The 13,968-nt window shown below is 55.7% G+C and carries 12 protein-coding genes; 5 read left to right on the top strand and 7 right to left on the bottom strand.

Annotated elements, in window-relative coordinates; all coding sequences use genetic code 11:
• Positions 1–12: 12 nt before the first annotated feature.
• The 3 genes from ACZ52Z_RS15735 to ACZ52Z_RS15725 all read left to right on the top strand — a co-directional run bounded on the left by ACZ52Z_RS15735 (position 13) and on the right by ACZ52Z_RS15725 (position 2,005).
• Positions 13–243, top strand: coding sequence for a rhodanese-like domain-containing protein (locus ACZ52Z_RS15735; protein WP_464267725.1), 231 nt, complete (start codon positions 13–15; stop codon positions 241–243).
• Between the two features lie 24 nt (positions 244–267).
• Positions 268–390 (top strand): hypothetical protein, encoded by a 123-nt coding sequence (locus ACZ52Z_RS15730; protein WP_464267724.1) that lies wholly within the window; start codon positions 268–270, stop codon positions 388–390.
• 82 nt (positions 391–472) lie between these two features.
• Positions 473–2,005: a B12-binding domain-containing radical SAM protein gene (locus tag ACZ52Z_RS15725; RefSeq protein WP_464267723.1), complete on the top strand. Its 1,533-nt coding sequence runs from the start codon at positions 473–475 to the stop codon at positions 2,003–2,005.
• On the opposite strand, the gene ACZ52Z_RS15720 is transcribed toward ACZ52Z_RS15725, so the two are convergent.
• Together ACZ52Z_RS15720 and ACZ52Z_RS15715 are read right to left on the bottom strand one after the other, a co-directional pair.
• Positions 1,950–4,313: a hybrid sensor histidine kinase/response regulator gene (locus ACZ52Z_RS15720; RefSeq protein ID WP_464267722.1), complete on the bottom strand. Its 2,364-nt coding sequence runs from the start codon at positions 4,311–4,313 to the stop codon at positions 1,950–1,952. The genes ACZ52Z_RS15725 and ACZ52Z_RS15720 overlap by 56 nt on opposite strands.
• 24 nt (positions 4,314–4,337) lie before the next feature.
• A complete protein-coding gene (locus ACZ52Z_RS15715) occupies positions 4,338–4,529 on the bottom strand; it encodes a hypothetical protein (RefSeq protein ID WP_464267721.1) in 192 nt (63 codons plus the stop codon).
• Between the two features lie 119 nt (positions 4,530–4,648).
• Here ACZ52Z_RS15715 and ACZ52Z_RS15710 point away from each other — a divergent pair, with 119 nt between their 5' ends.
• Complete coding sequence (locus tag ACZ52Z_RS15710; protein ID WP_464267720.1) at positions 4,649–5,008, top strand: translation initiation factor Sui1; 360 nt, start codon at positions 4,649–4,651, stop codon at positions 5,006–5,008.
• Between the two features lie 54 nt (positions 5,009–5,062).
• Here the strand turns inward: ACZ52Z_RS15710 and ACZ52Z_RS15705 are convergent, their stop codons facing one another.
• The 3 genes from ACZ52Z_RS15705 to ACZ52Z_RS15695 form a co-directional block, all read right to left on the bottom strand.
• The gene (locus ACZ52Z_RS15705; RefSeq protein ID WP_464267719.1) at positions 5,063–5,701 is read right to left on the bottom strand and encodes a PA14 domain-containing protein; all 639 of its coding nucleotides are present in this window, start codon (positions 5,699–5,701) and stop codon (positions 5,063–5,065) included.
• Between the two features lie 92 nt (positions 5,702–5,793).
• Entirely contained in the window at positions 5,794–6,405 is a 612-nt protein-coding gene (locus ACZ52Z_RS15700) for a helix-turn-helix domain-containing protein (protein WP_464267718.1), read from the bottom strand.
• A gap of 11 nt (positions 6,406–6,416) precedes the next feature.
• Positions 6,417–8,285 carry an ATP-dependent DNA helicase gene (locus ACZ52Z_RS15695; protein WP_464267717.1) on the bottom strand — a complete coding sequence of 623 codons (1,869 nt, stop codon included), beginning with the start codon at positions 8,283–8,285 and terminating at the stop codon, positions 6,417–6,419.
• A 350-nt stretch (positions 8,286–8,635) separates the two neighbouring features.
• On the opposite strand from ACZ52Z_RS15695, the gene purL reads away from it, so the two are divergent.
• Positions 8,636–12,442 carry a phosphoribosylformylglycinamidine synthase gene (purL, locus tag ACZ52Z_RS15690; protein WP_464267716.1) on the top strand — a complete coding sequence of 1,269 codons (3,807 nt, stop codon included), beginning with the start codon at positions 8,636–8,638 and terminating at the stop codon, positions 12,440–12,442.
• A gap of 74 nt (positions 12,443–12,516) precedes the next feature.
• Here the strand turns inward: purL and ACZ52Z_RS15685 are convergent, their stop codons facing one another.
• Positions 12,517–13,542, bottom strand: coding sequence for a PA2778 family cysteine peptidase (locus ACZ52Z_RS15685; RefSeq protein WP_464267715.1), 1,026 nt, complete (start codon positions 13,540–13,542; stop codon positions 12,517–12,519).
• Complete coding sequence (locus tag ACZ52Z_RS15680) at positions 13,539–13,919, bottom strand: PA2779 family protein (protein WP_464267714.1); 381 nt, start codon at positions 13,917–13,919, stop codon at positions 13,539–13,541. The genes ACZ52Z_RS15685 and ACZ52Z_RS15680 overlap by 4 nt, the downstream gene beginning before the upstream one ends.
• Positions 13,920–13,968: the final 49 nt, after the last annotated feature.

The raw sequence follows: 13,968 nt of genomic DNA, 5'->3' as shown, positions 1-13,968 counted from the left end.
GGAGAATCGTAGATGAGCGAAGCCTACAGCAATATTACCACCGATGCCCTCCGCCAGCTCTGTCAGGAGAATCGACACCTGCTGATTGTTGACCTGCGCGACGCGGGGAAGTATGCACAGCGACACATCAGGGGTGCGGCATCCTTTCCGTTCCAGCCGACCTTCTGGGCCAGGGTATGGAAAAGGAGAAGCTTGCGGCGACTGCTGGGGCCTGATCCGACCAGGCCGCTCGCCTTTTACTGAGACGGACCTTCGTGAGTACGAAGCGTGTTTGCAGCCCGGGTGGCTGCCCGACTTGGCTATACAACCGTTTTTCGCTATCCCGACGGCGTCGATGCGTGGCATGAGCAGGGATTTCCGGTGGAAGGCCTGGACCGTCCACCGGCCTGACCGAAAGACCGGCTTCTGTTGCCGGCCGCATAGCCCACATCCACCCTTGCGCCACCCTTTTACCTGTCGCCTTCGATAGATCATGCTGCTCATCTACCCGCCTGTTGCCAAACCTGGGGAACCGCCGGCCGGCATTGCCCGGTTGGCAGGCATGCTCAAAGTCCACGGACAGCCCTGTACCCTGCTGGATGCCAATATTGAGGGGCTCGCCTCTCTCGTCGAGCGCCAGCGTACGCCCGACGACACCTGGTCCGTACGGGCTGAGCGTAACCTGCAGCAGAATCTGAAGAGTCTGCAAACGATCTCCCTTTTCACCAACCAGGATCGCTACCAGCGCGTAGTCAGGGACCTCAACCGGGTGGTCGAGCAATCCGCTCCCCGCAGTTCCCTCTCCCTCAGTCTGGTCAATTACCAGGACAACCGTTGTTCGCCTCTTCGCAGCAGTGATCTCAGGCAGGCAGCAGCCAACTACCGGGAAAACATCTATTACCCCTATTTTAAGCAGCGCCTGCAGCAGCTCTTTACGGCCCGCGACTTCACCTGTGTCGGGTTTTCCCTCACGTACCTGAGCCAGGCAGTAACCACCTTTGCCATGATCGGCTTCCTGCGTGAATGTTTCCCTGAAGTCGAGATCATCCTGGGAGGCGGTCTGGTCACCTCGTGGCTGCGCCAACCGAGCTGGCACAACCCCTTTGCCGGCTTAGTTGACCACTGGATCGCAGGTCCGGGAGAGGAACCATTGCTGCGTCTGCTTGGCAAGGGCTGCCACCCACCTGCGCCAGCTCCTCCTGATTACTCGGATCTGCCCCTGGCGCGCTATCTCTCCCCTGGAATCGTTATCCCCTACGCGGCCTCCAGCGGCTGCTACTGGAACAAGTGCTCTTTTTGCCCGGAAGTGGCCGAAGGCAACCCTTACCACACCACAACGCCTGCCACCGTTCGGGCAGACCTGCAGCATCTCCGGAAGCAATACGCTCCTGTGCTTGTTCATTTTCTCGACAATGCCCTCTCACCGGCATTGATGGATGCGCTGATAGCCCACCCGCCGCAGGTCCCCTGGTATGGGTTTGCACGGGTCTCTCCCCAACTCACCAGCCGGGACTACTGCAAACGACTTCGCGACGCTGGCTGCGTCATGCTCAAACTGGGGATTGAATCGGGTAATCAGCAGGTGCTCAACACCATGCACAAGGGGATAGAGCTGGACATGGTCTCCAGTGCGCTGCGCTCACTCGAGCAGGCCAATATCGCCACCTACATCTATCTCCTCTTTGGCACGCCCGGCGAGACAATTGCCGAAGCAGAGGATACCCTGGAATTTACGGTCCGGCATCATACCAGTATCACCTTCCTCAACCTGGCTATTTTCAATATGCCGCTCTTCGGAAAAGACGCGCAACGCTTCATCCATGGAAGCTTTTACCAGGGCGACCTCTCCCTCTACTGCTCCTTCACCCATCCGCGGGGATGGGAAAGAAGGGCCGTGCGCGCCTTTGTAGAGAGGGAGTTTAAGCGACACCCGGATATTGCGCCGATCATCCATCGAGACCCGCCGCTGTTCACCTCCAACCATGCTCCCTTTTTCCACCCGGCTTTTCACTCTCCCCCCGGTTAAGTGGATGTGCGCTGCCGCTGCCCTTTTCCCCGCTACGGCCATCCAACACATTCCGTACGCTATGGGCTACCTTGTCGACATACAGCGGCTTGGTCATAAATGCTGCTAGCCCCTGTTGCTGGGCACAATCAAGTTCCTGCTCGGATATGTTGCCGCTGCAGAGAATAACCGGTAAATCCGGATGCGCCTTTTTTATCTCTCCCGTCAGCTCTACCCCGGTCAGATGAGGCATGGTATTGTCAGCGATCACCAGATCCACCGGATCAGTAGCAGCGACCACAAAATCAAGAGCAGCCACACTCTCGGTAAACACGGTCACCCGATAGCCCAGAGATTCAAGCAGCTGACGACCGATATCCACCAGAAACAGCTCATCGTCAATAAACACAACATGTTCATCACCAGTGGGCAAAGGTTGCCGAGCAGGGTGGTCGTTTGCTGGCGGCCGGCCGAGAGGCGATGCGGCAGGAATCCACACTTCAAAGTGAGATCCTTTGCCCACCTCACTTTCCATCACTATCTCTGCTGACAAATTCTCTGCAATACCGTGAACCACAGAGAGTCCCATCCCGGTCCCCTCACCAATTTCCTTGGTTGTATAAAAGGGGTCGAATACCTTGTCCTGAACCTCCCGTGGCATACCGCAGCCATTATCCGTCACCGTCAGCACCACCATCTGCTCTCCCCGGCTCCCTTCTCCACGATACCCTTTCCGCTCCTCCCGCTTTTTGCTCTCAAGCGAGACCCGCAACTCACCTTCCTGGGCCTGCATGGCCTGAACCGCGTTGGTGCACAGATTCAGGACCAGTTGATGCACCTGACCGGAATCCCCCATGACCAGCAGATGTTGGTCGAGGGAAGATGTAATGGAAATAGTTCGTGGAATGGTCGCCCGCAGCAATTCGAGCACCTCGTGAACAACCACACCGATCTGCACCGGCTCCATCTCCCCCACAGTTGTCTTTCGGCTGAAGGTGAGAATCTGTCGGGTCAGCTGTTTGGCCCGATCGGCAGCACTCAATACCTGCTGCAGGTTCGGCTGTACCGGATGGTTGTGCGGCAACTTCATCACCACCAGATCAGTATAGCCGATGATAGCGGAAAGAATATTATTGAAATCATGAGCAATTCCGCCAGCCAGCGTCCCGATTGCCTCCATTTTTTGACTCTGCCGGAGCTGCTCGCCAATTTTTTCACGCTCTTTTTCCGCTGCTTTCAGCTCGGAAATATCCAGGGCAATACCCATAGCAACCTCTTCATTCAGCGGGGCAGCGGTCAGGAGGGCTGTTCGGGTGCTGCCATCGGGGCGACTGAATTCCACCTCCTGCATATCTACCGCCTCTTTGGTATTCGAGAGGCCAAGCAAACATTTATTCGCTCCGGAAGGCGTGAGGTCACTGATTCTCAAACGTTTGATGGTTGCGATCGGCAAGCCGGTGAGTCCCTCAGCCGCAGGATTGGCATCCAGGTACCTGCCAGTGTGGAGATCAATAAAAAAGATGGCATTGCCGGATTTTTCAAACATAATCCGGTAGCGCTTTTCGCTTTCTATCAGCTGATTTTTCGCCTGATTGTACCGTTCGACTTGTCTGGACAACTGCTGATTAAGACGAAGCAGTTCGCTGGTTCGCGCATCAATGACATGCTCCAGGTTTTCGTTGATGAGCATGATCTCGCTGCGGTTCTTTTCTGCCCCGTTTTCCAACAGGAAAGCAAAAATGTTCACCACCAGATACGAAAAGACGAAACGAAGTTCAAAATCCAGACCGTAGTCCACTAAATAAGGCAGCCGGCCGGCGAGAAGTATGTTGCCGAACACCGGCAGAAGCATGCTGAGTGAAACAAGGAGACCCTTCTGCGAACCAAGAAGAAAAACCGAAGCCAGGGGAAAAACATAGTACCAGACAAATGCGGTCTGATTTACTCCACCCATGAGGTAGAGGTACACAAAAAAGAATCCTGTCAGCCATATGCTGATCTCTATATTAAAACTGTATTGCTTTCTTACTCGCCCATCAAGCAGGTTGAGCAGTAAGATCAGGGCGAGCAGCATATCTAACCCTGCCAGCAGAAAATGCCCCTGTAAACCGGCAAAGATACCAAAAAGAATGAGGACCCCGGCACCAACAACAGCAATCCCCGCCATCAATCCGGTCCGCCGACGCATTTCCGGCGAAACGCTTTGTGCCGGTTTACCGAGTAAGAGCAACGAAAACCACCCGGTTATGCCGTCAAACAGCGAATACCGTGCCGGAATGATATCAGAGGGACCTGGAGCGCTTCCCTGCTTGGGCTGAGAAGTTTTCATGATCGTCCCTCTTTGTTCCCAGCCTCACCCGTTGAGGGACTCGAGATAGGCTTTGGTGATCCAGGCATCTGCCTCCTCCTCGGTCAGTTCCTCTGCGCTGGTTACAGCTCGTCCAAGATAAAGATGTGCATGGTTTTTCACATACTCATCAAGGGTCATGTCATGGTCGGCGCTGAGGCTTGTGAAAATTTTTTGCTGGATCGTATTGAGTTGCATGGGTAATACTCCTTCGAGGTAAACAAAACCGCAAGCTGCTTAGGCAGACAGCACACTCCTGTTGCTACTGTTATGCACCATCCGTTGACGAAACAGACGGACAACACGCACGAATACAGATGAAAAAAACAAAGAATCAAGGCCTGGTGTATTCCACCGACAAGGGACGGATGTGTCCCGGCTGCGGCCACCCGGTAAAGGCATGTTGCTGCAGCAGCCAACAGGCTGCCCCCCGCGGTGACGGCCAGGTACGGGTCAGCCGCCAGACTAAAGGGAGGAAAGGAGCGGGCGTCAGCGTGGTCAGCGGCCTTCCTCTGGACGAAGCGGCCTTGAAAAAACTGGCCAAACAGCTCAAACAACGGTGCGGTTCCGGAGGAACGGTAAAAAACGGCACCATAGAAATCCAGGGCGATCACCGCCAAACCCTGGTCGATGTCCTGACCAAGTTGGGCTACAAGGCCAAACTGGCAGGCGGATAAGTCAAATTGCTCATGAAAAACTGGTCTGCGGCGTGATGACCCACCGCAGAACCGTTAGCGATTCGGGATATGGCCATAGGCACCTGCAGGTATCGGGACCTGTGCATCGCTACCTGGTGGCTGCCACAAGAGCTTGAGCGTCGCCGTTCCTTTGCGTTGAAAATAATCAATCTCAAGCGGATACCAACCAGGAACGGCAATGGTCAGGCGTGAGGCATCGGTTAGTCGGTCGGAGTGCTGCATGGGATCGCTGAGCACCTCCACCCCATCTATGCGGACAATTATCCCGTCGTTGGCCAGTGCCTGCACGGTATATTCGCCGCTTTGGTCGAACTGGAGATAGCCCCGCATGCGGATACCGACCCCCCTGCTGGCGCCGCTGGCGAACACCTCTCCCTTGCCAAAACTATGGTTGAGCTCCAGAATAGGTGCCCCGTGAAAAACGGTATAGACTGATGACTGCTCTCCACTGGGCAGGCGCCGTACATCACGTTTAAAATAGTCCAGGTAATAGATGGGGTCCAGCCCGGGCTTCAAGCGACCTTCAACGTTTTTTGCCGGGGAGAGGTCGGCACTCAGCACCACTACCTCGCCTGTTTTTCCCTCAGCCGCTGTGGCCAGAAACAAAAGCAGCAGCAAAAAAACAAACCCGCTTTCTGCGATACGTCGCCCTGTGTGTAGAATAGTACGCATGGTCCTCTCCAATTTCACTGGTTGCTCCGGCGGAAGTCACCAGGTTGATGACCTGCCGCGCCCGCTGATCACGGCTGGATCCACCAGCCGGATCACCTTTCATGTGCTCCCTCTTTGCCGGCTTCGGTCTCCTTATCACATTGACCATTGATATGGGCATAGACAAGTTTAATTTCTCCATAACTGACATCTTTGCCGAGCCGCTGTTTTACGGCTGCAAAAGATGCGGTTCCTTGCTGCTGAAAAGCCTGCTCTATCTGTTTTCGTTTTTCCGCCGCGACCAGCCCATCAAGGTTGATTTTTTCCTCAGCCACCCAAAAGGCAAGATGCCCTTCAATGGTGGATTTGGTCAGGGAGCGTTGCTCGGCGATTTCCGAGACAGTCAGCCCCTGCTCAAAAAGCAACAGGGTCTGCTCCCTGGTATTCATCTGTGACTGGGTTGATTTTTTCGGTTCCTGACGTTCCGGTAGCTGAACCGCATCAATCCCATGGGTGCTACGATAGGTTTTTATCAGCGATACCAGTTCCTCGCCATAGCGCTGGCTGAGCTTGTCGCCAATCCCTTTCACCTCCTTCAACCTATCGATCGTGCTCGGGAGATGCACGGCAAGCTGTACCAGGGTTTTCTGGTGCAGCACCTGATAGGCAGGACGCCCCTCCTCGCTGGCGGTTCGGGTACGCCACTCCTTAAGCTGTGCAAACAACTCCGGATGGGCTATCTCTTTTTCTGTATAGAGATACGCACTCTTTTTTTCTGTTGCTGGCCCTGGTCCATTGCAACAGTGGCAATACTGCGAAGGTAATCGGTCGGAGAAAAGCCGTTGCGCAAACTGATAACAGCTGCCAGTTTCTCTCGCCCCATGGTCTGCAGCCGCTGCAGATGCCGGGCGACCTGCCTGGCGATCGCCTTGTTATCCGTGTCTAGCTGCTGACGCTCTAGGGGGGTCAATAAGAGGGTTGTTAACCTTTCTTCAAAATACACCGAGGCCTTTCCGAGCCTTTCCAGGACCACCGAATCCCGGACAGGTGGACAGTCCTCCTGAAACAGCCCATGCAACTGCCGCTGAAAATTCTCACCAACGGTACAGATCTCCTCGGATACCGCCCTGCACATAGCGGCAGCATCCACTCCGTTTACCATGACCAGTTGATGAGCATGCTGCTGAAGCAATCGCGTGTAGTGGAGCAGAAGTGATCGCAGGCGATGAAAATCAAAACACTCAAGCAGCAACCGCTGCTGGTACCTGCGTTGCTCTGCGGCCAACAACTGGTGATCCGGCCTGGTTCCGCGGACCTGGTCAACGAAATCCAGCACCGTGGGGTCAGTTTGCACACTCTTCTCTAGGAGCGGAGAACGGAGAATCACCCCCTCCAGGCTGCGGCAGCGACTCAGCGCCACATAGACCTGCCCATGGGTAAAGGCAGCCTGGGCATCGATGATTGCTTTGTCGAAGGTCAGTCCCTGGCTCTTATGAATGGTCATCGCCCAGGCTAGTCGCAACGGGTACTGACTGAAACTGCCCATTTTTTCCGCTCGAATCTCTCCCTTTTCCGCATCCAGACTGTATTTGAAATTTTCCCAGGTAGAGGGTTCAAGCACAATGGGATCTTCCTCATCCGGACACCTGATCCACACCTCTTCCGGCCCTATCCTGCAGATACTGCCTATTTTCCCGTTATAAAATCGCTTTTCCGGGGATGAATCGTTTCTGATGAACATGACCTGGGCATCGAGTTTGAGTTCCAGGGAGGAAGCGGTGGGAAAGGAATGCTCCGGGAAATCACCTTCAACGGTAGCGGAAAATTGATGGACCGGATTGGGTAAAGCGGACAGGTGCTCATTGTTGATCCTGTCTGCCTGACGATTATGCGTACACAGGGTGACGTACCCGTGGCAATCCGATCCGTGCCCCTCAGGCTGGTAACGCCTGTTCAATTCCTGCAAGGTTTCCTGGTCAAGCCTGTTGTCGCGAACGTTGTTGAGCAGGTTGATGAAACGCCTGTCGGTTTGACGATAGATTTTCTCCAGTTCAATGGTGACCAGACCGGCAGAGCCAAGGCAGTTGCTGCTGAAAAAATAGGGCGAAGCGTAGTACTGTTCAATGATGGCACGCTCATTCTCCTTGACCACCGGCGCCAGCTGCTGCAGATCGCCGATCAGCAATAATTGCACACCGCCAAACGGTGCGTCATTGTCCCGATAGCGGCGCAGGACGACGTCAACGGCATCCAGCATATCGGCCCTGACCATACTGATCTCATCGATAATCAACAGGTCCAGGCTGCGGATAATTCCTTGCTTTTCCCGACTGAAACGATTTCTGCTGTCGTGACTGTAGCTGTCACTGCCAGGTACATAGGGTCCAAAGGGAAGCTGGAAGAAGGAGTGGAGCGTGACCCCGCCGGCATTGATGGCCGCCACACCGGTAGGTGCGGTTACTATCAACCGTTTGGCACAATCCTGCTGAATGGACTTGAGGAAGGTAGTCTTGCCGGTACCGGCCTTGCCGGTGAGAAAAATATTTGTACCGGTATGGCGAATGAAGGCAGCAGCCAGCTCCAGTTCCGTGTTCTGATCATCCATGCGCTCTTTTCCATTTCAGGCAAGTAGAGTGGGCTGTCCCCAGGCGACTCAGCTGCTCTTTTCCCCACAGCAGGCAGACATTCCGCGACAAAACCTCTTGGTTCCCTGCGTCAAACATAGCCACCGGCCCTACCTGCCGGCAACAATAAAACATTGGTACAACAACCAGTAACCAAAAAAAACCTTTACGGCGTGACGCACAATGCATTAATAAAGGTTGAATTATTCTTCGCACCCCAGAGAAACCATCTCCGCTTAGATTATTATCCTGCGGGACCTCGTCTCCCCTAACCATACTTACCAACACATCAAAAAGCCACCCACCGTGCTTGAAAGAGGACAACCAGATCATGGGTTCGATCGTTACACAACTCTATAGGCAGATACATTCCACCTTTGCCCACTGTTACAATGTGGAATCCACCCGACCGCTCACCGAGGAGGAACTGAACAAACTGCGCCTCATCCTTGCTGACGGGTTCCTGGTTGACACCGTCTCCCTGCAACCGATCCTTGGTGGCGAGCGGGTGATTGAGATCGGACCCCGGCTCAACTTCGCCACCGCCTGGTCATCGAACATGGTCTCCATCTGCCAGGCAGTGGGGCTTGAGGCCATCACCAGGGTGGAACGCTCACGTCGCTACATCGTGCCTGACAGAGAGGATATTCAAGCCTTTATCGACGCCAACCACGACCGGATGACCGAATGCCTCTACCCCGAGCCGCTAACCACCTTTGAGACCGGGATAACTCCTGAACCGGTGTACGAGATTGACCTGAAAAGCAAGGGACCCGATGGGCTTCTTGAAATCCCCGGCATATCCATGGATGAGTGGGACCGTAATTTCTACTACGACTATTTTGTCACCAAGCATGACCGCAATCCCACCATTGTTGAAATCATGGACCTCAACAATGCCAACTCGGAACATTCGCGCCATGGTTTTTTTCGCGGCAAACAGGTCATCGATGGAGAGCTTGCCGACAAAACCCTGTTTGACATGGTCACCGACACCCTGGAGGCCAACCCTAAAGGCAGTATCATCGCCTTTAAAGACAACTCCAGTGTTATTGCCGGCCATCATCTGCAGACACTGCATCCGCAAACACCTGGCGAGCCCTCTCCGATGACCGCGGTGGATGTCCAGTACCACCCGCTGCTCACCGCCGAAACCCATAACTTTCCTACCGGGGTTGCACCTTTTCCGGGCGCGGAAACCGGAACAGGGGGAAGGATCCGCGACGTTCAGGGGACCGGAAAAGGCGGGTTTGTCATGGCCGGTACTGCAGGGTACTGCGTAGCCAACCTGCACATTCCGGGATACGAACTGGAATGGGAGCATTCCTATCCCTGTCCGGACAACCTTGCAACTGCTCTGGACATAGAAATAGAGGCCAGTAACGGCGCTTCCGACTATGGCAACAAGTTCGGAGAACCCCTGATCCAGGGATTTACCCGTTCCTTTGACCTTCGGCTGGACGATGGGCAGCGCTGGGGATTCCTCAAGCCGATCATGTTCACTGCCGGCATCGGCCAGATTGATGAGCGCCAGACGGAAAAAGCGGCAGAAAAACCGGGGATGCTGATCGTCCAGGTGGGCGGCCCGGCCTACCGGGTAGGCTTCGGTGGCGGTGCCGCCTCCAGTATGCTGCAGGGAGAAAATGTCTCAGAGCTTGACTTCGATGCTGTCCAGCGCGGGGATGCGGAGATGGAGCAGAAGATGAATCGGGTCATCCGTGCCTGCAACGAAATGGGCGATAGCACCCTGATCGATGTCATCCATGACCAGGGAGCAGGTGGACCGGCCAATGTGCTCAAAGAGCTGGTCGAGCACTCCGGCGGCCAAGTCGACATCCGCAAAATCAATGTGGGTGACCCGACCATGTCGGTCCTGGAAATTTATGTGGCCGAGTATCAGGAGCGAACCGGATTCCTGATCCGCCCGGAAAACATTGACCATTTTCAACGCATCTGCGCCCGTGAAAAAGTAGGGTGCGAGGTGCTTGGAGAGGTCACCGGCGACCTCCGCTTCATTGTTCACGACTCACAGGACAACACCACCCCGGTGGACATTGAACTCAACGAGCTCCTGGGCAATATCCCACAGAAAGAGTTTACCGATACCCGTCACCAGCCAGCTTTCCGCCCCCTTGACCTCCCCGAGACACTCACCGTTCGCGAAGCGCTGCACAAGGTCCTCCGATTGGTGTCAGTGGGATCCAAACGCTTCCTGACCAACAAGGTCGACCGGGCCGTTACCGGGCTTATTGCCAGGCAGCAGTGCTGCGGCCCCCTGCAGTTGACGGTCAGTGATGTGGCAGTGGTAGCCCAGAGCCATTTCGGCCTGACCGGAATCGCCACTGCCATTGGCGAACAGCCCATCAAAATGCTGCTTGATCCCGAGGCAGGAGCCAGGATGGCGGTCGGTGAATCATTGACCAACCTGGTGTGGGCGCAAATCGATGACCAGGAACAGATCAAATGCTCGGCCAACTGGATGTGGGCGCCAAAATTGCCCGGCGAAGGAGCCGCCCTCCATGATGCGGTCAAAGCCATGGCAGATGCCATGATCGCTGTGGGCATGGCAGTGGACGGCGGCAAGGATAGCCTCTCCATGGCCACCATGGTAGGCGATGAAATCGTCAAATCCCCCAGAGAACTGGTTATCTCCGCCTACGCAGCCATGAGCGACATCCGAAGAGTGGTTACCCCGGATATCAAAGAACCGGGGAGCACGCTCCTTCTGATTGATCTTTCCGGCGACAATCAACGTCTCGGCGGTAGTTCGCTGGCACAGGTTTTGGGCATTCTGGGCAATGATGCCCCGGATATGGACAATCCGGCACTGGTGAAAAACGGATTTCTTGCCATCCAGGAGGCTCTTGCCGGTGATCTCCTCCTCGCTGGTCATGATCGCAGTGACGGCGGCCTGATCACCACCGTGTTGGAGATGGCTTTTGCCGGTAACTGCGGACTGCAGCTGGATATCACCGGCAGCAGTTCAGCCCTGGAGGCCCTGTTTAACGAGGAGCTGGGCGCCGTGGTGGAATGCCGTGAAGAATCGCTTGACCAGCTCCTGAAGCTCTTTGAACAGCACGGCGTTTCGGCGAAAGTGCTGGGGAAAACCACTGCGGAGAAAAACATATTTATCCTCTATAACGGTGAACCGATGCTCGAAGAAGCGATGGTGCTGCTTCGCCAGTGGTGGGAAGAGACCAGCTACCAGCTTGAGCGACTTCAGGTGAATCCAGAGTGCGCCGACCAGGAAAAAGCGATCTGCTATGACCGCCCAGGACCGACCTATCACCTCCCCTTTTCGCCGGAGCCGACCCCGGCTGCCATACTGCAGCGACAGGATAAGCCTAAGGTCGCCATCCTCAGGGACGAAGGGTCTAACTCCGACCGGGAGATGGCCTCTGCGTTTTACACAGCCGGATTTGAACCTTGGGATGTCTGCATGAAGGATCTGCTGGACGGGCGCGTCACCCTGGATGGTTTCCGCGGCCTGGCTGCCGTGGGCGGTTTTTCCTATGCTGATGTGCCGGAAAGTGCCAAGGGATGGGCTGCAACAATCCTCTTTAATGACCGAATGAGGGTCCAGTTCCAGCAATTCTATGATCGCGAGGATACCTTTACCCTGGGCATCTGCAACGGGTGCCAGCTGTTTGGACTGCTTGGCTGGGTCCCCTTTCAGGGGCTGACCCCAGAGGCCCAGCCTCGGTTTGTCCACAACACCTCGGGCAGGTTTGAATCCCGGTGGGCCACGGTCAAGGTGACGCCCAGCACCGCTCTTATGCTCAAGGGCATGGAGGAACTTGTCTTCGGCATCCACGTGGATCATGGTGAGGGACGCCTGCTTTTCCCGGACCAGGACATTCGCAACCAGGTGGAGCAGGAATCACTGGTGCCGCTGGTCTATGTGGATGATGCAGGACAGGCAACAGAGGTCTACCCCTTTAACCCCAACGGCTCCCCGGGCGGGTTTGCTGGGCTCTGTTCACCGGATGGCCGCCACCTGGCAATGATGCCGCATCCGGAACGGGTATTCTTACCCTGGCAGGCACATTGGCTGCCTGCGGAGATGGGTGAACTTGCTGTATCCCCCTGGCTGCGTATGTTTCAAAATGCCTATACCTGGTGCATGGAAAATCAGTAGTATTCGGGAAGCGTTTGTTCGCTTGCACCTGCATCGGTGCAACGCATGTTCTGCACAGGTGCAAGGCGTCAACGTCATTGGTGCAGTGGAGACTCGAGGTTGTCGCGGGCCAGGTCGCACGCAAGGGCGGCGTCACTGATCCGTCTCGCCTGATATAGGGAAGCACGCTCGTGGAGTTCCGCACGCGTGGCAGCCAGTGTTGCTCGCCACCCAGGGACCGCTTCTCCTGCAGGGCCGCCCAGAAAGCGATCGAGCACTTGCAGTCCCTCGTCAAAACACCCTGCTCCAGCCAGCGCCTCGGCCAGGTTGTTGACCGCTGCAGAGTGATCCCGCTCCAGGATCAGTACCTGGCGGAGCAGCGGAATAGCGGCCTGATACTCCTTCTGAAGCAGACGGACGGTACCCAGTCCGAAGAGGGCATCGATATAGGCCGGCCATTGGTTTATGAGGGCCTGATAACAGGTGGCCGCAGCCTCCCACCTGCCGGCAGCCTCCAGATCGGCAGCAGCGCGCAGATAAACCTCCCTGTCCATGCCCGGGGGGAACTCACCTGGAAGAAGGGCCACCACTCCCCAGGACCCTGCCCGCTCCCAGGCGTGGACAAACCTTTCTCTCTCCATTACCAGTCTGGCACTTGTTCCAGACCGAAGGATGAATGAGTCCGGGCCGGCACCGACGACCACCGCATAATGGTATTGTGCAAATCCAGCCAGCCCCAAGTCCTGCAGCACCAATACCGGTCTCCCTGCCTGCAAGGCATTGATCAGTGTTGGCACCTTCGGTTCGACTACAACGGGTACTCGATCATACCCTCTGACGACGGCTATGAGTTCCGACTGGAGACTGCCACGCCGGCCCGGCAGAAATACCCGGGAAGCAAGCTCATCGGGTGAAGTCCTCACACCGGCAGCCGCAAGCAGCGTAGCCAGAGCAGCGGGCCCGCATTGATATTTTTTCTGGGGGAAAAAAGGTACCGTGGTCAACTCCACCGGTGTTCCAACCAGCGGCTCCTGCGGTTTCTGATACTGTCCGGCACATCCTGCAAGGAGCAGCACCAACAAGCCAGCGAGCAGATGGCGCCTCCCCCCTGTTCTCCTCATATTTTATTGAAGATGTTGGTAACTCCAACCAGTTCGAGAATAAGCAGTACCAGGAATACCGCACCGATTATCTCCAAAGCCCCTGCACCTGCCGGCAACTCGGCAAGACGTTGCTGCAGCTGCAATTGTTCTTCCGGGGTTAGATGTGCCAAACGTGCTTCCACCGCAGATGGATCAACCCCCATATCGATCAGCTGTGCTCGGACGCTTTCCTGATCGAGCAATGACTCCAGGCGGACCTGATCCCCAGGAGCATCAGCGGTTGCCAGGTAGCTGTGGGTGCTGATAACCTGCGCCTGGGCCGCCGGTAGCAAACAGGTACAGACGAGAAAAAGAGAGAGGAAAAGGAAGACAAAAAGTTGCTTTATTTTCTGCATGACGGCTCCTTACACTGGGAATTGTACCCCACCGGTCCACGTGGATGCG

The sequence above is a fragment of the Desulfogranum aggregans genome (assembly GCF_055398265.1).
Note: the sequence above shows the minus strand (reverse complement) of the source record. Positions and strands in the feature narration are given on the sequence as shown.

Coding starts and splice junctions, on each gene's coding strand:
- ACZ52Z_RS15695 (WP_464267717.1), bottom strand. CDS start 8,285: ATGGATGATCAGAACACGGAACTGGAGCTGGCTGCTGCCTTCATTCGC.
- purL (WP_464267716.1), top strand. CDS start 8,636: ATGGGTTCGATCGTTACACAACTCTATAGGCAGATACATTCCACCTTT.
- ACZ52Z_RS15680 (WP_464267714.1), bottom strand. CDS start 13,919: ATGCAGAAAATAAAGCAACTTTTTGTCTTCCTTTTCCTCTCTCTTTTT.
- ACZ52Z_RS15720 (WP_464267722.1), bottom strand. CDS start 4,313: ATGAAAACTTCTCAGCCCAAGCAGGGAAGCGCTCCAGGTCCCTCTGAT.
- ACZ52Z_RS15685 (WP_464267715.1), bottom strand. CDS start 13,542: ATGAGGAGAACAGGGGGGAGGCGCCATCTGCTCGCTGGCTTGTTGGTG.
- ACZ52Z_RS15710 (WP_464267720.1), top strand. CDS start 4,649: ATGAAAAAAACAAAGAATCAAGGCCTGGTGTATTCCACCGACAAGGGA.
- ACZ52Z_RS15705 (WP_464267719.1), bottom strand. CDS start 5,701: ATGCGTACTATTCTACACACAGGGCGACGTATCGCAGAAAGCGGGTTT.
- ACZ52Z_RS15735 (WP_464267725.1), top strand. CDS start 13: ATGAGCGAAGCCTACAGCAATATTACCACCGATGCCCTCCGCCAGCTC.
- ACZ52Z_RS15725 (WP_464267723.1), top strand. CDS start 473: ATGCTGCTCATCTACCCGCCTGTTGCCAAACCTGGGGAACCGCCGGCC.
- ACZ52Z_RS15715 (WP_464267721.1), bottom strand. CDS start 4,529: ATGCAACTCAATACGATCCAGCAAAAAATTTTCACAAGCCTCAGCGCC.